Here is a 20306-nt window from a genome sequence, read left to right as displayed (position 1 = left end):
CTGCGGGTACCGGGCGATGAACGGCCCGGTCCGGGAACCTACGTGCCCGCAGGCCGGATTCGCCCGGTCGCCGGCCGGAACCTACGTGGGCCGCCCCGATGCCGGGCCGGCGGATCGCCGGAAGGATCGGTGATGCAAACGGAGCAGAGCGGTCCGCCGCCGCTCCGCACCGCCGCTCCCCACCGCCGTAGGAGGCCCGCTGATGACAGGTACGAGCGCGACGCCGAGCGCGGTCCGCGACGAGGACTCCGACCTGCTCCCGGGCCTCGTGGCGTCGGTCCTGCACCGGCGGGATGCGCGCGGCTGGACGGTCGGTTCGCGGGAGTTCTGGTGCCATGTCACTCCGGAAGGCCGCACCATCCCGGCGCAGGGGTGGAAGCTTCACCTCTCGGCGACTCCGCTGTCCGCGCCCATCGTCCTCCTCAAGGCAGCAGAGGTCCTGGTCGCCGGGCGGGCCTCGTTCAAGTTCGCCGGCACCCTCGACCGGGTGACCGAACTGGTCTCCGCGAGCTACGACCGGGGTGGCGGTGGCAAGTTCATCACCGTCTATCCGGATGACGACGAGCACTTCCGCGCACTCGCCGAGGAGCTCCACCACGCCACCCGCGGGCTGCCCGGCCCCGGCATCCTCTCCGACCGGCCGTACCGCCCCGGCAGCCTGGTGCACTACCGCTACGGCGTCTTCACCGGCACGACGCAGCTCGGCAACGACGGCACCGTCGAGTCCCTGCTGCGCACCCCCGACGGCGCTCTGGTCAGGGACCTCCGCCTGGCGCGGTTCAAGCCACCGGCCTGGGCGCGGTCGCCGTTGCCGCAGCAGCCGCCGGAGCCCGGTTCGCAGCCGCAGGCCGGTTCGCAGCCGCAGGCGGCGAGCCGGCCGGCCGCCGTCCTTCTCGACGGCCGCTACGTGGTGCGCTCGGCCATCCGGCACACCTACAAGGGCGGGGTGTACTACGGCACGGAGCGGGAGACCGATCGGCAGGTCGTCATCAAGGAGGCCCGACGCCACGTCGGGTCGACCGTCGCCGGCACGGACGCCGGCGACCTGTTGCAGCACGAGGCGCGGATGCACGCGGTGCTGGCACCCCTGGGCGTGTGCCCGCAGGCGTTCGGCGTGTTCACCCAGGGGGGCAATCTCTACCTCGTCCAGGAACGCGTGGACGGAGAGAACCTGCGGGACTGGGTAGTGGCGAATCCCGCGCCGGTCGGCGCCGTCCTGCTGGACCTGGTCGAGCAGCTGGTGACGATCGTCGAGCGTGTGCACGCCGCCGGCCATGTGCTGCGGGACCTGAACCCGAACAACCTCATGCTCACCCGGGACGGGGCGCTGCGGCTGATCGACCTGGAGATGGTCGTTCGACCGGGCGACCAAGTCCAGCGCGCCTACACCCCGGGGTATGCCGCGCCCGAGGTGGTGGCTGCGGAACGCAGCGGCCCGGCGCCGGACTTCACCTCGGACCTGTTCAGTCTCGGCGCGGTCCTGTTCCACCTGGCGAGTGGCGCCGAGACGGTGCTCGCCGCGGACCGCCCGACGACCCGCACGAACGGCGAGCGGCTGGCCCTTCTGGTGTCCCGGACCCTTGCCGACAACCCGGCCGCGCGGCCGTTCGTCCCCGCGATCCTCGGGCTGACGGCGGAGTCCGTCGATCAGCGGTGGAGCCTGGAGCGGCTGCGCGAGCTCCTGGCCGAACTGCGGTCCGGCCGGCCGGAGCTTCCCGGGGAAGCGGCACGCCCGGTCCTTGCGGCGGATGTCGAGGAGCGGGTGCTGGCCGACGGGCTGACCCACCTGCTGGACACCATGACCCCGGCCGGGCAGCCGCGGCTGTGGCCCGCCGACGGGTTCGCCGCCCTCAACGACCCGCTCAACGTGCAGCACGGCGCCGCCGGGGTCCTGGCGGTGCTCACCGCGGCCGACGTCGCGCGGACGGACCCCCGGCTCAGGTCCGGGGTCGCCGAGGCGGCCGACTGGATGGCGGGCCGTCTGCGGCTGGACGAACCGCAGCTCCCCGGCCTGTACTTCGGCCGCTCCGGCACCGCCTGGGCACTGCTGGACGCAGCCCGGCTGCTGGACGACGACAAACTGGCCGACACCGCGGCACGCCTGGCCCGGGCGGTGCCGGTGCGCTGGCCGAACCCCGACGTCTGCCACGGCGCGGCCGGTGCGGGTCTGACACAGCTGCACTTCTGGCAGGCCACCGGCGAGCCGGACTTCCGGGCCCGGGCGGTCGAGGCCGCCGAGGGGCTGCTGGCCGCCGCCGAACCGGGCCGGTCCGGAACGCTCTGGCCTGTTCCGAAGGACTTCGACTCCGCGATGGCGGGAGCCAAGCACCTGGGATTCGCCCATGGCGTCGCCGGAATCGGCACCTTTCTCCTGCTGGCCGGCCAGGCCACCGGACGGGACGACTTCCTGGCACTCGCGCAAAGTGCCGGTGACACCCTGGTGGCGGCAGCGCGGACCGGCGACGGTGCGGCCTGGTGGCCCGAGGGCGACCACGACGAGAACGCCCCCTTCCGGCTGCCCTACTGGTGCAGCGGATCCTCGGGAGTGGGGACCTTCCTGGTGAGGCTCTGGACCGCCACTGCCGACCAGCGCTACCGGAACCTGGCCGAACAGGCCGCAGAAGAGGTGTACCGCAGGAGGTGGCAGCTCTCTCCGGCGGCCTGCCACGGACTGGCGGGCAACGCGGAGTTCCTGCTGGACCTGGCCGCCGCCCTGGACAACCCGGGCTACCGGCAGCGGGCGGCGGAACTCGTCGCCTGTGCCCACGCGCGCCACACGCTGCGCGATGGTCTCCTGCTCCTGCCCGACGAGTCGAACACCGAGGTGACGGCCGGTTACAGCGGTGGGACCGCCGGCATGCTGGCCGCACTGGTCCGGCTACGGCACGGCGGCACCCGGCTCTGGCTGCCCGACTCCCTCGCACTCTCCGTGCCGACGGACGAGCCGGTCGGGATCGAGGCCGGCGCATGGTGACCTGGACCCCGGCTCCGAGCCGCGCGCCCGAGTTGCCCGTGGCGCCCGCACTGCCGGCCACCCGGACGAGTTTCGCCTTCTCCGCGACGGCCGAGCATGCCGCCTGCCTGACGACAGGCGCGCAGGGCGGCCTGGTGCCCGAGCACTGGTCGTTCGACGGGCCGTCGCCCCGGCGCCGGACGCTCGCGCTGGAGGAGTCCCTGCGGACCCAGCCGCTGCCGACCGAGGACGGGAGACTCCTGCTGCTGCGCGGTGCGGCCGGCCGGCACGAACTCGTCCTGGCCGACCCGCAGACGGGGCGGGCCGGTGAGCACCTCACCGTCGAGTGCCGCGCGCTGCGTCTGGTCGCCTCCGCCGAACCGGGCACCCTGGCGCTGGCGGTCCGCTCCGACAGCCCGGGCCGGTCGGTGCTGTACCGGGTGCTCGACAGTCCGTTGCGGTTGGAGCCGGTCGCGGCCCTGCCCGGCACGGTCGGCCGCATCTGCGGGTTGGACCACGGCGGACGGCTGCTCGGCGTGGCCCTACGACACGAGAGCCGCCCCCGGACCGTACTCGTCGATCTCACCGACGGCAGCCACCACGACCTGCCCTGCGCGCCCGGCCGGGAAGGCGACGCCCTCCTGCTGGCAAGCCCGTCCTCCGGTCTGCTGCTGATGGCGACCGACACGCCACAGGGACGCCGGCTGGCGTGGAGATCCCTGGCCGAGCCGGCCGGACTGCGCGTTCCCGAGCGGCTCAACACCATCGACGGCGCCGTCCTGCCACTGGCCTTCGACCCGGTCGGTGAGCGGGTGGCCCTGCGAGTGCTCCGCGGAGCCCGGGCCCGGCTGCTGGTCCACGACCTGCGCCAGGACCGGATCACGGAGGTGCCGCTGGCAGCGGGGGCGGTCCAGCAGGCGGCCGGCTGGGGGCGCAGCGGCCTGCTGGTGCCCGTTTCCACGGCGGACCGCCCGGCCGAGATCGCGGTGCTCCCGCCCGAGGCCACGACGGAGTGGGCCCCAGCCGGAAGCCAGGCGGCGGGACGCTCGCGAGTCGAGCGGTTCTCCGGCCCCGCAGGGCAGTTCGAGGCCGTCTGCCAAGGCGACTGGCGCAGCGCCGACGCCGTACTGGTCGCCCTGCACGGCGGGCCCGAGGCAGCCTGGGACCTCGGATACGAGCCCGTGCTGCACCGGCTCGCCACCGCCGGCATCGCCATCGTCGCCCCGAACCAGCGCGGCAGCACCGGCTACGGGGCCGCGCACGCCCAGGCCCTGCACGGCGCCTGGGGCGGACCCGACCTCGCCGACATCCGCGGCCTGGTCAGAGCCCTCGCCACAGGGCGGCCCGGACCGGCGCCACCACCCATGCTGTACGGGGTCAGCTACGGCGCCCATCTCGCCTTGCTGGCGGCTGCCGCGGACCCGCAGCTGTGGTCCCGCTGCGCCGTCGTCGCCCCCTTTCTGTCCGCCGCCCGGCTGCACGCTCAGGCGTCGCCCGCGGTCCGTGCGCTCATCGACCGGCTCGGCGGCCGGACCGAGATCGAGGACGAACTGGGCCCCCGCGACCTGTGGACCCTCGCCGACCGGATCCGCACCCCACTGATGATCGTCCACGGCACGGACGACCGGACGATCCCGGTCGACCAGTCCCGGCAACTGCGGCAACGGCTGCTCGACACCGGCCGCAGCGAGGGCACCCACTTCCGCTACGCCGAAGTACCCGGCGGCGGACACTCCCCGCTGGAGGACCGTGCGGGCGCGCACCTGCGGGAGCAGCTGGTGGAGTTCCTCTCCCAGCGCCCCGGGAACGCGTGAGGACCGCTCGGGACCGCGGGACCAGAGACTCACGGCCATTCGGGCCGTGCGACGCCGGTACGGCCGGTGTCACCTGCGACGACCTTCAAGAAGGGGGGTGAACACGATGACCGTTGACGTCGATGCGCTGCAGGCGCTGGACGGGGAGGAGGAGGCCGCTGGTCTGCGTCCTTGCCAGAACACCTGTAGCTGGACCTGTACCTACACCGGCCAGTGATCTCGGGTCGGTCGGATGCTGAGCTTTCTGCCCGAAAGGGGGTGAACACGATGACCGTTGATGTCGATGCGCTGCAGGCGCTGGACGGGGAGGAGGAGGCCGTTGGCCTGCGTCCTTGCCAGAACACCTGTAGCTGGACCTGTACCTACACCGGCCAGTGACCGATGTGTGGCCGGGGCCCTGATGGGCCCCGGCCACCAGTCCCGATTGCCCTCCTGGAGGAGAGGATGACGACGTCGACAAGATCGGTCCCCCGCCTGCTGGCGGCGGCAGCCCTGGAGGCCCGGGGCTGGTTCGCCCTCGCCGTACTGGCGTCGATCACGGATGCGGCGGTGACGCTGGCGACCCCCGCCCTGCTGGCCCGGGCACTCGACGACGCCCTGGCCCACCGTCCGCTGACCGGGCCGGTCTCGGCCCTGGCGGCGGCGTTCGCGGTGGCGACGGGGGTCGCGGTGGTGCATGTGGTGGCCGGGGGAACGAGTGGGGCGGCGGCCACCGGCTGGTTGCGCCGCGGCCTCGTCCACCGGGTGCTGGGCGCGGGACTCGCCGGGCAGCGCCGGTACGGTGCGGGGGATGTCACGGGCCGGCTGGTCGGGAGCTGCGCCGAGTCGGGGCACGCCGGTCTCACCGTGCTCGACACGGTCATGTCGGTGGCCACGTCGATCGTGGGCGTGGTGTCCCTGTGGCTGATCGACTGGCGACCCGCGGTGACCTTCCTGCTCGGCCTGCCGCCGGTGTACGTCGTCCTGCGGCTGTTCTTCCGCCGGAGTTCGTCGGCGCTCATGCGCTATCAGGAGTTGCAGGGACAGATCGCGGACCGGTTGATCGAGGCCTTGGGCGGCGTCCGGACGATCCGGGCGAGCGGCACCGTGGCAGCGGAGACGACACGTGTGCTGGAGCCGCTGCCCGAGCTGTCGAGGACCGGCCTGCTGACGTGGCATCTGCAACGCGCCACCGCTTGGCAGATGGGGCTGTTGCTGCCGGTGATCGAGATCCTGGTCCTCGCCGTGAGCGGATACGGGGTGGTCGCCGGGCGGATCTCCCCGGGGGAGCTCGTCGCCGTCACGGGGTACGTCGCGATCGCGCTCGGACTACTCCAACAGATCGACGCCGTGGGTGAGTTGGCCCACTCGGTCGCGGCGGGCCGCCGGGTCGCCGAGGCCGTGGGCCAGCCAGTGACCCCGGCGGGGGAGCGGGGACCGGACGGATCCACCGCCGGATGTGCGGTCTCCTTCCGCGGGGTCCGCCTGCTCGCCGGGGACCGGGTGGTGCTCGACGGAATCGACCTGGAGATCCCGGCCGGCACGGCGCTGGCCGTGGTCGGGGCGTCAGGCGGGGGAAAGAGCAGCCTCGCCGCGCTGGTCGGGCGGCTCCACGATCCGGACCAGGGCACGGTGCTGCTCGATGGCGTACCCGTGACGGAGTTCACGGCGGATGAACTCTCCCGCCGCGTGGCGTACGCCTTCGAACGGCCTGCGCTGTTCGACGACACCATCCGCGCCACGATCGCGCTCGCTCGTCCGGAGGCGACGCAGTCCGTGATCGAGGCCGCTGCGCGGGCCGCCGGCGCCGATGACTTCATCCGACGGCTTCCCGACGGATACGACACCCGCCTGGCGGGTGCTCCGCTGTCCGGCGGCGAGGTACAACGGCTCGGACTGGCGAGGGCGTTCGCCCAGGACAGCCGGGTGGTCGTGCTCGACGACGCGACGTCCAGCCTGGACACGGTGACCGAGGCGAGGGTGACGCAGGCGTTGCACAGCGCCTTCACCGGGCGGACCAGGATCATGGTCGCGCACCGCGCTTCCACGGCGGCCCGTGCGGATCTGGTCGCCTGGCTGGCGGATGGCCGGATCAGAGCCGTGGCAACGCATGCGGAGCTGTGGAACGACCAGGAGTACCAGGCGCAGTTCGCCGCCGCTTCGGAGAGTGTGGAGGAGGAGACGTGTCCGATCCCGTGACCACGCGCCCCGGCTGGCGGATGCTGGGGCGCCATCTGCGCAGCCGCGGCGGCGTCGTCGCCGCGGTGCTGGCGCTGTCCGTGCTGGAGGCGTTGCCGGCCCTGCTGTCCGGGCTCCTGATAGCGCGGGCCCTGGACCGGGGATTCCTGGCCGGGCGCCCGCTGGTGGGCCTGGCCTGGCTGGCAGTGCTGGGCGTCGCCATGGTGCTCCGGGCTGCTGTGACCCGCCAACTCCTGCCCAGGCTGGGGGTGCTGGTCGAGCCCTTGCGGGACGCACTGGTGAGTTCGGTGGTCTCCGCCACGCTCCGGCGCGGGGTCGCCGGCACGGCCCGCTCCGACGGGGCGAGCGTGGCCCGGCTCACCGGACAGGTGGAGACCGTACGGGCGCTGGTCTCCGCACTGCTGCGCTCGGTCCGGCAGGTCGGCGTGTCACTGGTGATGGCCCTGGTGGGGTTGGCGGCCCTCGCTCTGCCGGTGGCGGCCATCGCCGGGGTGTCGGTGGTCCTCACGCTGGCGGCGTACATGCCGCTGCTGCGTGCCCTGAGCCGGCGTCGACGGGCCTTGCTGATCGCGGACGAGCGACTGGCCGCCGAGGCCGGTCAGACCCTGGCGGGCCTGCGTGACCTGGTGGCCGCCGGCGCGCGCGGTCGGGCTCGGGAGCGGCTGGACGTCCTGATCGGCGAGTGGGAAGCGGCATCGCGGGCCGTCGCGCGGACCGGCGCGGTCAGTGCGCTGCTCGTCTCGGCGGGCGGAAAGCTGCCGGTGCTGGCCGTGTTCGTGATGAGCCCGTGGCTGCTGGCCGGACACGGGCTGACGGTCGGCGCGCTGGTCGGCGCAGTCGGCTACCTGCTGACCACCATCGAGCCCACGCTGCGCTCGATGGTCGATGTCATCGGCTCCTGGGGAATTCAACTCCACACGGTGCTACAGCGGTTGGGCGAAGCCGATGTCCCGTCCGAACCGGCCGCGCGCCACCCTGCCCACCCGTCCGCCGACGCCGGCCCGGCCGAGGCCTCCTCGGCCGGCGCCGACCTGGTCATCGACTGCCTGACCTTCGGTTACGGCCCGCACGCCGAGCCGGTCATCCGCGACCTCACGCTCGCCGTGCCCGCCGGCACCGTGCTGGTCGTGGTGGGCCCCAGCGGCATCGGCAAGTCGACCCTGGCCGACCTGCTCGCCGGGTTGGCGACGCCCGGCGCCGGGCAGATCCGGATCGGCGGCTTCCCCATGGACCGGCTCGGCGAGGACTGGCTGCGCCGCCACGTCGTGCTGATCCCCCAGGAGGCGTACATCTTCACCGGGACGCTCCGGGAGAATCTCTGCTACCTGCGCCCCGAGGCCGCGGACAGCGAGCTCGCCCGGGCCGCGACCGCCGTCGGTGCCGACCGCCTGATCGGCCGGCTCGGCGGCCTGGACACCCGGCTCGGCGTGGGCGGGGCTGTTCTGTCGGCCGGCGAGCGGCAGCTGCTGGCGCTGGTCCGGGCCTACGTCTCGGACGCCCGCGTGGTGCTGCTCGACGAGGCGACCTGCCACCTCGACCCGGGTGCGGAGACGCGGGCGGAGCTGGCCTTCGCGCGGCGCGGCGGCACCGTGGTCGTCATCGCGCACCGGATGAGCTCGGCCCTGCGCGCCGACCGTATCCTGCTGATGGACGGCGACCGGACGCTGAGCGGCACCCATCCGCAACTGCTCGCCGCCTCACCGCGCTACGCGGACCTCGTCGGCTACTGGACCGGCTCGCACGTGGACACGTGGGACCAGCACATCACGGCCTCGCCGGCGTGAGCGCTCGCCCCGCGCGCATCCGTGCATCGGTGCATCCGTGCGTCCGAACCACGGACCGGCAAGCGCGTTCTCGGTCACAGCACCAGGAGTACCCGTGACAAACGTGTGCCGCAGGGAGGCTGCCTACAGGCATATGGTGCAGTCGAAGGCTGAGTCGAAGGCCGAAAGGCAACACCCGGCGCGGACCTCCGGACCAGCGAACGTCGCTCAGAGGGCGTTTAGTGTGGGCTAATTGCCCCTTATACCCTAATAGGTTCCTCACCAGGTTGGTGTGCTTTCGTCCGCTATGCGCTTGGTGAGGTTGTCGATCGAGGCGACGTGGATCATGGCCTCGGAGCTGGCCGGGAGGGTCTCGTAGCCGCGGGCGAGGCGGCGCCGCAGCATGATCCACCCGAGACTCCGTTCGACCATCCACCGCCTTTTCACAACATGGAATCCAGGGATGTCGGACTTCCGGTGGACGACTTCGACGTCGATTCCGAGGCCGGCTCCATGCTCGACCATGGCGTTCTTGAAGCCGGTGTCGACCCAACTCTTGGAGATGCTCGGATAGGTCTTCTTGGCCTGATCAAGGAGCTGTATTCCCACGGCGTTCTCGGACAGGCTCGCGGCGGTGACGACCACGGCGAGGATCAGGCCGATCGTGTCAGTGAGGATCCCCCGCTTCCGACCGACGATCTTCTTCGCGGCGTCGGTTCCCTGGCTGGTCACGGGCACATTGGTGGAGGTCTTCACACTCTGGGTGTCGATCACCGAGGCGGTCGGCTCGGGCTTGCGGCCTTCCTTCACCCGGGCCAGTCCGGTGAGATCGTAGTTCAGCTGGGCGAAGATTCCCTCGTCGCGCCACGCGGCATAGTAGGCGTAGACGGTGCCGTGGTTGGGGAAGTCGTGCGGAAGGTATTTCCAGGGGATTCCGGTTCGGTTGACGTAGAGGATCGCGTTGAAGATGTCGCGCAGGTCGACTTTCGCCGGCTGTCCGGTGGGCCTGCGGTCGAGCCGGGCCTTTCTCCAGGCCGTCGGAGTCGGCTCTATCAGGGCCCATCGGGCGTCGGACAGGTCGCTGGGGTACGGCTTGCGCTGGGCCATGACACGGCGTCAGCAGTAACACGCCGGAGGATGCCGTTCCGCTGCTGATTGGGCGATTCCATGACGTCTGCAAACCAGACGGACTTCGAGCAGCAGAAGAGGACGAGACGGGCAGCGCCCCTCGCTGGCGGCTCGGGGACAGTACCGACTTACCCGGCAAATGGTTGCCAAACAGGACGCGAACAAAAGCCGCATATAGTAACAGGGCTACCTAAACGCCCCCTCAGACTCAATCACGAACCGGACATCAGCCCAGGTATCGCCCTCTCGCACACGGCCGACGGCCGAGGCCCGCTACCCCAGCTCCGCCGAAGCCCCGGAATCCGCCGACCCCTGGGGCTGTCCCGGTGAAGCGGGTTCTCGGGGCTCCCCGGGCTGCTGCGGCTCGACGGGGATTCCGATCGGATCGGTCACCGGCAGGCCGAAGGCGTCGAGTTCCGCGTAGCGGGCGGTGGCGCCGAGCTGGGCGGCCGGCGGGTACTGGCTGGTGTGGTAGTAGCGCGACTGGAACGGGAGCACGGCCTGTACGCTCACCATGCTGCCGTCGGACCGGACCGGGAGCAGTTGCTGGCGTTCCATCCACAGCGCGGCACTGGAGCGCGGAGGGGTCGTCAGCTGCTGGGTGATCGTGACCTGTTGCATGGTGGTGACCGCGTAGCGGCTCTCGTAGCCGAGTTCGAGTGAGGCGCTGAGGCTGATCTCCCAGGAGGCAGACACGCCGATCCCGAAGGGCTTCGCGCTGGCCTCGACACCGTAGGAGAAGCCCACGCTGATCCCGGTGGCGCGGCTGAACGCCTCGCTGCTCTCGGTGGAGACGCCGGTCTGCACCTGTTCGCTGGCGGGCTGTTCGATCGATCCCTGGGAGTTGTTCCGGTAGAGGATCAGTTCGTAGCTCCGCCGCCGCAGTATCTGGTAGAACGGCGAGTTGTTGACCTTCCACGGCTCGTCGCGCTGTGGGTCGGTGACCATGTAGTACGGCACGGTGAAGGTCCGGTCGGTCACCGTCACGCCCTGCCGCGGCGGCTGCGTGTGGGAGGTCAACTGCGGGACCGAAGGACTGGGGCCGTGTTCGACCTGGGCGGGCAGGTCCAGGACCCAGCACGCCTCGGTGGGCGCCGGCCTGCCGTCGTAGCGGTCGATCCCGGTGAACATACCGCCCGGCAGGAGGAGACGTTCCTCCTGGTCATTGTGCGCGTAGGGCGGGGGCACGATCGGCCAAGCCGAGAACGCTCCTGCGGACCCGGGGTGCCCCCCGGGGTAGCCCTCGACGCGATCGCCGACCTCGGCGCGGCGGGCATAGTTCCAGCCGTTGTGCGTCTGCTTCACGCACACCACCGCGTCGAGCGGGGGCTTGGCCCCGTTGCTGGTGGTGTTGTAGTAGTCGCCCATGGCCACGTACCCGGGCGGTGGGATGGGCCGCCACATCACGCCGGTGGCGCCCGAGGTGGCACCACGCCAGATCATCCGGTAGTCGACCGGCGGCCGCAGCAGATCCCCGCCGCCGACGGCTCGTACGAGCAGCCCACCCCGCCTGCCGTCGGGGTCCGCCTCCTGCCTGGTTCGGCGGGCGGCGCAGCCCAGCACCGACCACCCCGGCGGGGGGACGGCTTTGAAGAAACTGACTTCGCCGTAGGCCAGGGAGTTGCCGTTCGAGGCGATGTTCATCGGCTGCCAGTTCGTGGTGAACCCAAGCTCCAGGTCGCCGTAGCGCCGTAGGATCAATTCAGCTCCTTTTCAGGATCTTTGATGATCAGTCAGATGTGAGGCGAGCTCTTGTCTGCAGGATAGGAGGATTGGGAAGTCGCGTATACCGGCTGTGCGAACTATGGCTCGAAGGCGCGACTGTGGCGTGTTGGCGGCTCGCTGATTGGTCTTGTCGGTGGGCTGGGGGTTTGTGCGGCTGGTTGAGAAGTGCCGGGTGGCGTGAGCGGTGGTGGGATTTCCCCCGCGTCCCCTCCCCGGGCTGTCCCCTCCCCTCCCCGCGCCGTCGCCGGCGGCCGCCGAGCCGGCTGCCCCGGCGGGCTGACGCCATGCCGTGGTGGCCGACCCGTACCTGCTCTGAACTGCGCGTTCACCCCCGCCCGTAGGCACGGGTGAGGGGGCGCCGAGGCGCCCCGCAGTTTCGAGCCCGGGGAGTTCCCGTTGGTCCACCACATCGAAGATCCGGCCCGCCGCAGGGGCAGGTGGCGAAGGCCGCTCGTGGCCTTCGCCACCGCGACCGCCGTCGTGGGAGTGCTCGCGGCTCCCGGCATCGCGCCCGTGGCGAACTCCTTCGGGAGCCCTTCACCCTTCTTGTCCTGGCATCAACTGATGGCCATCCAGGGCCAGATGAACGAGACGGCTTCGGCCGTGGAACAGGTGTCGGGTCGGATCGGCAGCCAGGCCCTCGCGGGCGTGGTCGCCGCCCCCGAGACGAAGCACCTCACGGTCTACTGGCACGGCGAGCTGGCGCCCGAGGTCCGGGCGGTCGTCGCGCACAGCCCGGTGCGTGTCGACGTGAAGTCGGCGCCGCACAGTGCGCAGGACCTGAAGGACGCCTCGCGCGAGGTGACGCGCATCGCCGATTCCGTCGGAGTGCGGATCACCGACGTGGCGATGCCGCAGGACGGGAGCGGCCTCACCGCGACCGTGGTGGGCGGCGAGGCCGACGCGCAGCGGCTGCGGCGGGCGGTGGCGTCCGTGAGCGTTCCGGTGACGGTCGAAGCGAACGGCACGGAGTCGATCAGCCTCGGCGAACCCTCGCGCCGGAGCGATCCGAGTGCCGGCGGCGCGCAGATCATCGCACCGTTCTGCAGCACGGCGTTCGCGATCAAGTACCGCGACGAGAACGCCATGCTCACCGCGGACCACTGCTTCATGCCGAACAACGAGACCAACGTCCGGTACGGCGTGGACGATTCGGGCGGACAAGGGCCGGCGATCGGCACCCGGATCTCGCCCCACATCGTCCGCCAGGACGAGAGGGGGCCCGTCTACCTCGACGCGGCCGTCATCAAGCCGTCTTCGAACATCACGATGGACCAGCAGATCTGGACGGGCGGCGCGGCCGACCAGTCCAGCATCTCGCAGACCAAGAAGTGGGTGAGCGCCGCGCAGGTGGCGCACGAGGGGAACTGGATCTGCAACGAGGGCTCCCGCTCGGGCGAGATCTGCAACATCCAGGTCACCACCAAGGTGACCGACTACTACGCCAAGGGCCCCGACAACCTGGGCGGCGAGATCGAGCACCACTACATGTACGGGTGGAAGGCCCTCAAGCAGTTCACCGCCGCCGACAACTCGTCCATCGCGGCTCGCAGGGGTGACAGCGGAGGCCCCGTCGTGCTGGGAGGCGGCCCGGGCCTGCCGGGGGCGCCGCCCAACATCACGGCCCTGGGTATCGTCTCGGCCACCACGGGTGGAACCTGGAGCTGCAAGACGCCGGGGAAGACGATGGCGACCACCTGCTCGGGCGGCATCATGTTCGTCGGCCTGGAGGACGCCCTCCCCATGCTGGGCGCCAAGATCGGCGTTCGCGACTGGAGCACCGGGCACGTGAGCTGGGAGGACTACGGCAGCGGCGGCGGGGGCGTGGCGATGGGCTCCGACCCCAAGCCGCACGACCACACCGAACTGGTCGACGGCAACGGTGCGGCGATGGCCTACGACCTGCCGAGCGGCCGGCTCGTCGGCAGCCAGCCCGGTGACCCGCGGGCCGACTGGGAAATCCTCCAGACGACGGACGGCGGCTGGATGTTCCGGAACCTCGCCGCCCCCAACGAGTACCTGGGCCAGTCCGCCGACGTCGGACTCCAGATGTCGGACTGGGAAGGCGGCCACTGGTACTTCCACCTCCAGATCAAGGGCGGGAACTGTCTCGCACTGTGGCCCGGCGCGAGCGTGCCGAACAGCATCGCGACACCCGGCAACGCCCCGTGCGACCACAACGACGAGAACCAGCTCTTCAAACTGGTGCCGGTCGGCGACGAGGACGCCGACCTGCCGAGCACGCCCGGCCCCCCGCCCGCGGACAGCCTGCACCTGCCGTCCCAGCAGCCGCCGGTGAAGCCTTCCGGGCCTTCCGTGGACGCGGCCTACTCCTTCCTCGCCCAGCGCCTCGACGCCCACGGCACCGGCAGCACGCTGCGCGTGCCCCGCAGCTACCAGGGCGGGCACTTCGAGGACCCGAAGCTGTTCGGCCCGGACGGCTTCCAGGCCTCCTTCACGTACGACAACGCGCTCGTCATCACCGCGTTCCTGCAACGCGGCGGAACCGACGACGTCGCCCACGCCACGGCGCTCGGGGACAGCCTGCTGTACGCCCAGGCCCACGACATCACCCCGGACGGCCGCATCCGCGCCTCCTACGAGCCGGACCCCTTCGTCAAGACCCCGTCCGGCGAGCCGTACGTCGGCGGGTTCTCCGTCTACACCGGGAACATGGCCTGGGCCGGCATGGCGCTCACCCGGCTCTACCGGGTGACCGGCCAACAGCGCTTCCTGGACGGGGCGTTGAAGGCCGCCAACTGGATCCAGAACAACACCGCGGACACCCGCGGTGCCGGCGGCTACACCGGCGGCCTGCGCAACGACGACGGCACCGGCCAGACGATGGTCCCGCTCACCTGGAAGGCCACGGAGCACAACATCGACACCGGCGCCTTCTTCGCCATGCTCGCCGGCGTCACCGGCGACGCGGGCTGGGCGCAGCGCTCCACCAACGCGTTCCGGTTCGTGAAGTCCGTGCAGGCCGCCAACGGCCACCTGTGGACGGGCACCGGCCTGGACGGGGTGACCACCAACGACGACGTCGAGCCGGAGGACGTGCAGACCTGGAGCTACCTGGCCACCCTCGACCCGTCCTACGCGCCCGCCGTCGACTGGGCGGCCGGGCGGATGGCGGCCACCGACGGCCCGTACAGCGGGGTGGGCTTCAGCGGCAAGGACACCAGCGGCGTCTGGTTCGAGGGCACCGCCCACCTGCTGGCCGCCTACCAGGTCCGCCGCGCGGACGGCGACGCCGCTAAGGCGGCGACCCTGATGGCGACCCTGCAGAAGGCCCAGAGCGGCGCGGCCAACACGGACGGCAAGGGCATCGTCGCCGCCTCGCACGACGGCCTGGACACCGGGGAGGGCGACTTCTACTACTCCTCCCTCCACACCGGGGCGACCGCCTGGTACGTGATCGCCGCACAGGGCGGCAACCCCTTCCGCCTGTGACCGGCAGTCGCGGGACCGGAGCGCCAACTCCCCAGCGACCAGTCCGATGGACTGCGGTCTACAGGAGGGGAGCTGGTTCTCGTCCGACTGCTCGGGAACGTCCTCGGTGCGCGCCTGGACGCGGGCGTCGTCGTGAGCGTCGTCGGTGCGGTCACCCATAACCGGGTTATGGCCCAGTGACACCAGAGCGGGCCTCAACCACCAAGAAGGGGTTGTCGGGCTCATGGGGCTCGTACCGCTCGAAGTCGGGGCGGTCGATGAGCTCAGCGACTGAGAAGGGGTGCCGGTGGTCGGTGAGGAGCCGGTGGACGAACTCGGCGGTGGAACCCTCGAACCGCGCCCAGCTGTCGCCGTCCTCGTTGCGGGCGATGACCGGCCACCGGTTCGGGTCTGCGTCCTCCGTCAGCCAGTAGAACTGGTCGGCCTGGACGGAGCCGGCCCACTGCAGGAGGCCGCCCGGGGCGGGGTGGAGTTGGTGGGGGCGGTAGAGGTCGGCGATACCGGGGTCGGCGGCGGCGAGTTCGGCAAGGTGGAGGGCGTGCTCGACGAGGCACAGGAACTGCGGGAACGGGTCGTCGCGGCCGGGCAGGGGGCCGGGCAGGGAGATGTCGAGGAAACCTGCGAACGTGCCAGGGCCGAAGTGCTCCGCCAGGTGCCGGTAGTCGGCGGGCAGGGCGGTGCCGAGCCTGGCCTCGGCCGACGACCAGTCGACGGGCCACTGCCGCGACTGCGGTCGGCCCGTCGCGGCGGCGAGCCGCCGAACCCAGCGGTCACCCGGCACGTCGGCCTCCTCCTCCCCGTCTGCGGCGAGCAGGCAGGCCGTCGCCGGGTCGGCCCGGCGGGCCGTCACCGCGACCAGGTGAGGCGCGCCGCCGTCGTTGTCCCGGACGATCCCGCAGCCGATCCAGCGCTCGCCCACCGCCCACCCGCACAGCTCGACCAGACGCCCGGCGAACGGGGCTACCAGCGGCAGCCCGCTGTCGTCGTCGATGGTCGGGTCGACGAAACCGCCGGTCGCGAGGTTGCGCGACGACCCCCAACGCGGGCGCAGCGCCTCAACGAGGCGGCGGTGGGCGGTGGTGAGGTCGCCGTCGGCCGGCAGGCGGGCGATGTCCGGGGCCGGGCGGGTCAGCAGGGCGTCGATGCGGTGCAGGTGGTCGGTGGTGTCATCCATGGTGCCAGCCAACCGCGGGCCGCTGACAGTGGGTCCGGTAGTTCTCGTCGTCGGCCCGGGCGCTGTCCTTCGGGGGCGTGGACGAGCGGCGTCATGCGGCCGTCTCCTCGCAGGTCGACTGGGCGAGTCCTTGGGCGCGGAACGCTGCGGACCAGACCCGCCCGAAGTAGTCCTGCGGCCGGCGAAGGTCGAGAGCCTCGGATGGCCTACCTGGTCGACCACTTCCTGAAGCCCGCGACCTATTCGGTATTTTACCAGAATGGCGATGGAAATTCATATCCATTGGGGATGTGGAAAATTGGTACCTCGTTCGCTATGTTGGCGCCCATGACTGCGATTGCTGAATTAATTGTCGAATCCGGCGAATTGCGCCTGTGGACCGAACGGGTCGGCAACTCAAACGATCCGGCGGTCCTCCTGGTGATGGGGACCGCCGCACCCGGCATCGGATGGCCGGACGAGCTGGTGGATGTGCTGGCCGCCAGCGGTCGCCAGGTCATCCGCTACGACCACCGGGACACCGGCCGGTCCACCTGCCTGGACTTCGCCACCCACCCCTACACGCTGGCGGACATGGCCGCCGATGCGACGGCCGTGCTCGACGGCCACGGAGTAGCCGCCGCGCACATCGTCGGGGCGTCCCTGGGCGGAGCGATCGGCCAATGGCTGGCCGTGCACCGCCCTGAACGCGTACTGACTCTGACCGCGATGATGACCGGCCCGATGGGCCACAGCGCGGGCCCGGCCTGGGCGCGCGCCATGGCCGGCCAGGCACCCGACCCCAGCGACTTGCCGCCACCCACGGCACGCTTCCTGACGCACCTCGCACAACGCGCCGCTCTCCCGCAGGGGACTCGCGACGAGTACGTCACAGCGGACCTGGAGACGTGGCGCGTGCTCAACGGCGACATCCTTCCCTTCGACAAGCCTGCCGCTCGCCGCTTCGTGGAAGCCTCCTTCGACCGGACCGGTAACCACAGTGCGGCCCTCAACCACGATCTGGCTGGACGTCACACGACCGAAGACCGCCTTGCTCCGCTGTCTTCGATCAGGGCCCCGACACTGGTCATGCACGGCACGGAAGATCCCCTGCGCCCGCTACCGCATGGCCGTGCCCTCGCCGATGAAATCCCTCACTCCCGATTCCAGCCGATTCCCGGCATGGGGCACGCGCTGTTCTCCCCCGGACTTCCCCAGCAGATCGGCGAAATCATTCGCGAGCACACCGTGTAGGGAGCGGAACATCGACGTGGCGCTGGACCTCGCGGGCCTCGGCCAGGTGCCCGACGACCTGACCGGTGCCCAGGTCAACCGCATCGCCAACGGCCTCGCACGGGTCGGCGACGTCGTGGCCACCACCGTCGCCGAGTTCTTCCCCCGCGACGTGGTCCACGTCCAGCAGGTACTGCACCGCTTCCCCTCATCAGCGGCTGCCCCCCGGCCGAGCCACCCGCGCCCACCGCCCCGGGGCGACACCTCCGTCCGTAAGCACCCCGTCCCCCAGCGGCACCAACGGCTCGGCCGAGGTTCGGGAGGTGGGTGGAGCTACCGTCCTCGGAGATGTCGGGCAGGCGGCCGTTGCGTGCGTGCCAGGCGAAGGACACGGGGCGGGGGCGGTCAGTCGGCGATGGCTCGCCAGGCGGGGCCGTGCCCGTCGGAGTGGACTTGGCCGAACACCACGTCCGCGAAATGGACGCCGAAGCCGGTCGTGTCCGGTCGGGCCAACTCGGCGACCAGGCGCCGGCGTTCCTGTGCGGCCTGGTCGGGGTCGGCGGCGGCCGACGGGCTCGAACCCGGCGTCCCGGCAGGCAGCCGTGACCAGGTCGACCAGCGGCGGGTTGTTCCGGCGGGCCTGCAGGGCGACCACGAGTTCCTCCCGCCACACCGGGATCAGCCGCACGCCTTGCTGCGCCGCCACCTCCCCGCGCACGAAGGCCGCGTCCCACTCCCGGTAGGCGACCCGCCGCAGGCGCTCCTCCGGCGCCGCCGAGGCCAACTCCACCCGGGTGCCGGGCGCGTTTCGCTCCAGCGCCTCCAGCACCCGTTTCAACCGCACGACCATTCCCCGGCTCGTCCCGACGCGCAGCACGGTCTCCCGCGCGGCGACGAAGCCGCCGACCAGGTCCAGGCCCGCTGTCCGGCCGCCAACTCCTCACGGGCGCCGGGCAGGAGCGCCGCCCCCGCGGCACTCAGCCGCACGCGGCGCCCCGCGCGGTCGAACAGCTCGACGCCCAGCTCACCTTCCAGCCGGCCGATCTGCTGGCCGACGGCCGACTGCACGATCATCAACCGCTCGGCCGCGCGACCGAAGTGCAACTCCTCCGCCACCGCGACGAAGTACCGCAACTGACGAAATTCCATGCTCCATCCTTCGGCCGGGCCAGCTGCCCCGGCTCGGGTAGCGACGTCTCCCGCAGCCGGGCCGGCGGCCGACCGCGGTCCGGGCCGACCGTGGCGCCCCGGCAACCCGCTGCTCCTCCGGGGGGCCTCTCCAGTACTCGCCGGGAGCAGGGCGCCCGCTCACCTCACCCCGTCGCGGGGGCCTATCCCTGGGCGGTGGGGCGAACGACGATGTCGCCGACGTCGACACCGTCCGGTTGCTCGATGGCGAAGGCGATGGCACGGGCCACCGCGGCCGGCGGGAGGGCGATCTCCATCAGCTTGTCGATCTGGGCCTTCGCTGCCGGGTCCATGTGCTCCGCGAAGTCGGTGCGGACGGCGCCGGGTGAGACGACGGTCACGCGCAGGTCGGGGCCGGCCTCCTGGCGCAGGCCCTCGGAGACGGTGCGCACGGCGTTCTTGGTGGCGGCGTACACCGACTGGAGCGGGACGATGCGCAGTCCGGCGGTGGACACGGTGTTGACGAAGTGTCCGAATCCCTGCTCCCGGAAGAGGGGGAGGGCCGCGGCGATTCCGTACAGGACACCTTTGAGGTTGACGTCGATCATCTGCTCCCAGTCCTCGACACGCAGGTCGTCGAGGGGGGAGATCAGGCCGATCCCGGCGTTGCTGACGAGGACGTCGAGCTTGCCGTATCGGTCGCATGCCAGCTTGACGAGGTTGGGGAGGTCCTCGCGCCGCGTCACGTCCGTGCGGATCCAGGCGGCCTCGCCACCGGCCTGTTCGATGCGGGCGGCCAGGGCCGCGAGACGCTCCGGACGGCGTGCCCCGAGGACGACCTTCGCGCCTCGCTCGGCCAGCAGAAGCGCGGTCGCCTCGCCGATGCCGCTGCTGGCGCCTGTGATCGCCACGACCTTGCCTTCGATTCCCGGCATGCTCGCCTGTCCTTCCAGAGTGCGGATTGCGGATTGCGGTGTGTGGAGTGTGGAGTGCGGAGCAGAGGGGGCGTCCGGGCAGGTCGGACCATGCCCTAGAGTGAAAGTGGAGGCTCCGCCACTTCGCCCAGGTTAAGTGGCGGAGCCTCCACTTAGCAACGGAGAAGGGAACGAGCCGCCGATGACCCGAGAGGCAGGGCGCCCGCTGAGGGCCGACGCGCAGCGCAACCGGGACAAGATCCTGGCCGCCGCGGTGCGCGTGTTCAGCGAGGAGGGGCTCGACGCCCACTTCGAGCGCATCGCCAGGGAAGCGGGCGTGGGAACGGGCACGCTCTACCGCAACTTCCCGACCCGAGAGGCGCTGATCGAGGCGGCGTACCGCAACGAAGTGGCCCGGCTGTGCGAGGCCGCCGCCGGCCTCCTGGCGACGATGCCGCCCGCCGAGGCCCTGCGGGTGTGGACTCGCCGCTTCATCGACTACGCCACCGCCAAATACGGCATGGCCGACGCCCTGCGAGCCGTCGTCGCCTCGGGCAGCAACCCCTACGCCGACAGTCACGAGATGATTCAGGGCGCCCTCAACTCCCTGATGGAGGCCGGTGCCGCCGCCGGAACGATCCGCTCCGACATCCGTCCGACCGACATGTTCGCCGCCCTCGCCGGAATCGCCCTCACCTCGGCCAAACCCGAGCAGCGCGAGCAGGCCGAACGCCTCCTCGACCTCACCCTGGACGGGCTGAGATCCGCGCCGACTCAGCCGCCCGGTAACTGACGACAGGACCCGGACGTCACCAGGCCGCGGTTCGCCGCCCGCGCCGACGAGCGACGGACGAGCGACGGACG

At 71.4% G+C, this 20306-nt stretch carries 16 protein-coding genes; 9 read left to right on the top strand and 7 right to left on the bottom strand.

All coding sequences use genetic code 11. The features are described from left to right. The first annotated feature begins 202 nt into the window (after positions 1–202). From lanL to ACFVX9_RS00330, 6 genes are all read left to right on the top strand, one after another. Positions 203–2974, top strand: coding sequence for a class IV lanthionine synthetase LanL (lanL, locus tag ACFVX9_RS00355; protein ID WP_387979558.1), 2772 nt, complete (start codon positions 203–205; stop codon positions 2972–2974). After that, on the top strand, positions 2968–4767 hold the full coding sequence (locus ACFVX9_RS00350) for an alpha/beta hydrolase family protein (protein ID WP_387979555.1): 1800 nt from the start codon (positions 2968–2970) through the stop codon (positions 4765–4767). The genes lanL and ACFVX9_RS00350 overlap by 7 nt, the downstream gene beginning before the upstream one ends. Positions 4768–4873: 106 nt before the next feature. Then, positions 4874–4984, top strand: coding sequence for an ALQxL family class IV lanthipeptide (locus tag ACFVX9_RS00345; protein WP_363586623.1), 111 nt, complete (start codon positions 4874–4876; stop codon positions 4982–4984). 50 nt (positions 4985–5034) lie between these two features. After that, positions 5035–5145, top strand: a complete 111-nt coding sequence (locus ACFVX9_RS00340) for an ALQxL family class IV lanthipeptide (RefSeq protein WP_380377178.1) — start codon at positions 5035–5037, stop codon at positions 5143–5145. A gap of 66 nt (positions 5146–5211) precedes the next feature. Continuing rightward, entirely contained in the window at positions 5212–6945 is a 1734-nt protein-coding gene (locus ACFVX9_RS00335; RefSeq protein WP_387979550.1) for an ABC transporter ATP-binding protein, read from the top strand. Beyond that, positions 6930–8729 (top strand): ABC transporter ATP-binding protein, encoded by a 1800-nt coding sequence (locus ACFVX9_RS00330; protein WP_387979547.1) that lies wholly within the window; start codon positions 6930–6932, stop codon positions 8727–8729. Before ACFVX9_RS00335 ends, ACFVX9_RS00330 begins: the two co-directional genes overlap by 16 nt. 258 nt (positions 8730–8987) lie before the next feature. Here the strand turns inward: ACFVX9_RS00330 and ACFVX9_RS00325 are convergent, their stop codons facing one another. Further along, positions 8988–9815 carry an IS5 family transposase gene (locus tag ACFVX9_RS00325; RefSeq protein WP_387979544.1) on the bottom strand — a complete coding sequence of 276 codons (828 nt, stop codon included), beginning with the start codon at positions 9813–9815 and terminating at the stop codon, positions 8988–8990. Between the two features lie 294 nt (positions 9816–10109). Continuing rightward, positions 10110–11537, bottom strand: coding sequence for a Vps62-related protein (locus ACFVX9_RS00320; RefSeq protein WP_387979541.1), 1428 nt, complete (start codon positions 11535–11537; stop codon positions 10110–10112). A 588-nt stretch (positions 11538–12125) separates the two neighbouring features. Between ACFVX9_RS00320 and ACFVX9_RS00315 the strand changes: the two genes are divergently transcribed. After that, positions 12126–15014 carry a trypsin-like serine protease gene (locus ACFVX9_RS00315; protein ID WP_387979538.1) on the top strand — a complete coding sequence of 963 codons (2889 nt, stop codon included), beginning with the start codon at positions 12126–12128 and terminating at the stop codon, positions 15012–15014. Positions 15015–15180: 166 nt separating this feature from the next. Here ACFVX9_RS00315 and ACFVX9_RS00310 read toward each other — a convergent pair whose 3' ends face one another. Next, positions 15181–16188, bottom strand: a complete 1008-nt coding sequence (locus ACFVX9_RS00310; protein WP_387979535.1) for a hypothetical protein — start codon at positions 16186–16188, stop codon at positions 15181–15183. A gap of 201 nt (positions 16189–16389) precedes the next feature. On the opposite strand from ACFVX9_RS00310, the gene ACFVX9_RS00305 reads away from it, so the two are divergent. After that, positions 16390–17421 carry an alpha/beta hydrolase gene (locus tag ACFVX9_RS00305; protein ID WP_387979532.1) on the top strand — a complete coding sequence of 344 codons (1032 nt, stop codon included), beginning with the start codon at positions 16390–16392 and terminating at the stop codon, positions 17419–17421. Here the strand turns inward: ACFVX9_RS00305 and ACFVX9_RS00300 are convergent. The 4 genes from ACFVX9_RS00300 to ACFVX9_RS00285 form a co-directional block, all read right to left on the bottom strand. Next, positions 17399–17599 carry a hypothetical protein gene (locus ACFVX9_RS00300; RefSeq protein WP_387979529.1) on the bottom strand — a complete coding sequence of 67 codons (201 nt, stop codon included), beginning with the start codon at positions 17597–17599 and terminating at the stop codon, positions 17399–17401. The genes ACFVX9_RS00305 and ACFVX9_RS00300 overlap by 23 nt on opposite strands. A 12-nt stretch (positions 17600–17611) precedes the next feature. Beyond that, positions 17612–18250, bottom strand: a complete 639-nt coding sequence (locus ACFVX9_RS00295) for a LysR substrate-binding domain-containing protein (RefSeq protein ID WP_387979526.1) — start codon at positions 18248–18250, stop codon at positions 17612–17614. Then, positions 18235–18549: a LysR family transcriptional regulator gene (locus tag ACFVX9_RS00290; RefSeq protein WP_380478640.1), complete on the bottom strand. Its 315-nt coding sequence runs from the start codon at positions 18547–18549 to the stop codon at positions 18235–18237. The genes ACFVX9_RS00295 and ACFVX9_RS00290 overlap by 16 nt, the downstream gene beginning before the upstream one ends. Positions 18550–18731: 182 nt before the next feature. Next, on the bottom strand, positions 18732–19463 hold the full coding sequence (locus ACFVX9_RS00285) for an SDR family oxidoreductase (protein ID WP_380478638.1): 732 nt from the start codon (positions 19461–19463) through the stop codon (positions 18732–18734). Between the two features lie 181 nt (positions 19464–19644). Here ACFVX9_RS00285 and ACFVX9_RS00280 point away from each other — a divergent pair, with 181 nt between their 5' ends. Further along, positions 19645–20235 carry a TetR/AcrR family transcriptional regulator gene (locus tag ACFVX9_RS00280; protein ID WP_387979522.1) on the top strand — a complete coding sequence of 197 codons (591 nt, stop codon included), beginning with the start codon at positions 19645–19647 and terminating at the stop codon, positions 20233–20235. Positions 20236–20306 lie beyond the last annotated feature (71 nt).

It is taken from the genome of Kitasatospora sp. NPDC058243 (assembly GCF_042882025.1).
In the GTDB taxonomy this organism is placed as follows: Bacteria; Actinomycetota; Actinomycetes; order Streptomycetales; family Streptomycetaceae; genus Kitasatospora.
Note: the sequence above shows the minus strand (reverse complement) of the source record. Positions and strands in the feature narration are given on the sequence as shown.

Coding starts and splice junctions, on each gene's coding strand:
- ACFVX9_RS00305 (WP_387979532.1), top strand. CDS start 16,390: ATGGCCTACCTGGTCGACCACTTCCTGAAGCCCGCGACCTATTCGGTA.
- ACFVX9_RS00285 (WP_380478638.1), bottom strand. CDS start 19,463: ATGCCGGGAATCGAAGGCAAGGTCGTGGCGATCACAGGCGCCAGCAGC.
- lanL (WP_387979558.1), top strand. CDS start 203: ATGACAGGTACGAGCGCGACGCCGAGCGCGGTCCGCGACGAGGACTCC.
- ACFVX9_RS00350 (WP_387979555.1), top strand. CDS start 2,968: ATGGTGACCTGGACCCCGGCTCCGAGCCGCGCGCCCGAGTTGCCCGTG.
- ACFVX9_RS00345 (WP_363586623.1), top strand. CDS start 4,874: ATGACCGTTGACGTCGATGCGCTGCAGGCGCTGGACGGGGAGGAGGAG.
- ACFVX9_RS00325 (WP_387979544.1), bottom strand. CDS start 9,815: ATGGCCCAGCGCAAGCCGTACCCCAGCGACCTGTCCGACGCCCGATGG.
- ACFVX9_RS00295 (WP_387979526.1), bottom strand. CDS start 18,250: ATGGTCGTGCGGTTGAAACGGGTGCTGGAGGCGCTGGAGCGAAACGCG.
- ACFVX9_RS00290 (WP_380478640.1), bottom strand. CDS start 18,549: ATGGAATTTCGTCAGTTGCGGTACTTCGTCGCGGTGGCGGAGGAGTTG.
- ACFVX9_RS00280 (WP_387979522.1), top strand. CDS start 19,645: ATGACCCGAGAGGCAGGGCGCCCGCTGAGGGCCGACGCGCAGCGCAAC.
- ACFVX9_RS00315 (WP_387979538.1), top strand. CDS start 12,126: ATGGCCATCCAGGGCCAGATGAACGAGACGGCTTCGGCCGTGGAACAG.
- ACFVX9_RS00335 (WP_387979550.1), top strand. CDS start 5,212: ATGACGACGTCGACAAGATCGGTCCCCCGCCTGCTGGCGGCGGCAGCC.
- ACFVX9_RS00340 (WP_380377178.1), top strand. CDS start 5,035: ATGACCGTTGATGTCGATGCGCTGCAGGCGCTGGACGGGGAGGAGGAG.
- ACFVX9_RS00310 (WP_387979535.1), bottom strand. CDS start 16,188: ATGGATGACACCACCGACCACCTGCACCGCATCGACGCCCTGCTGACC.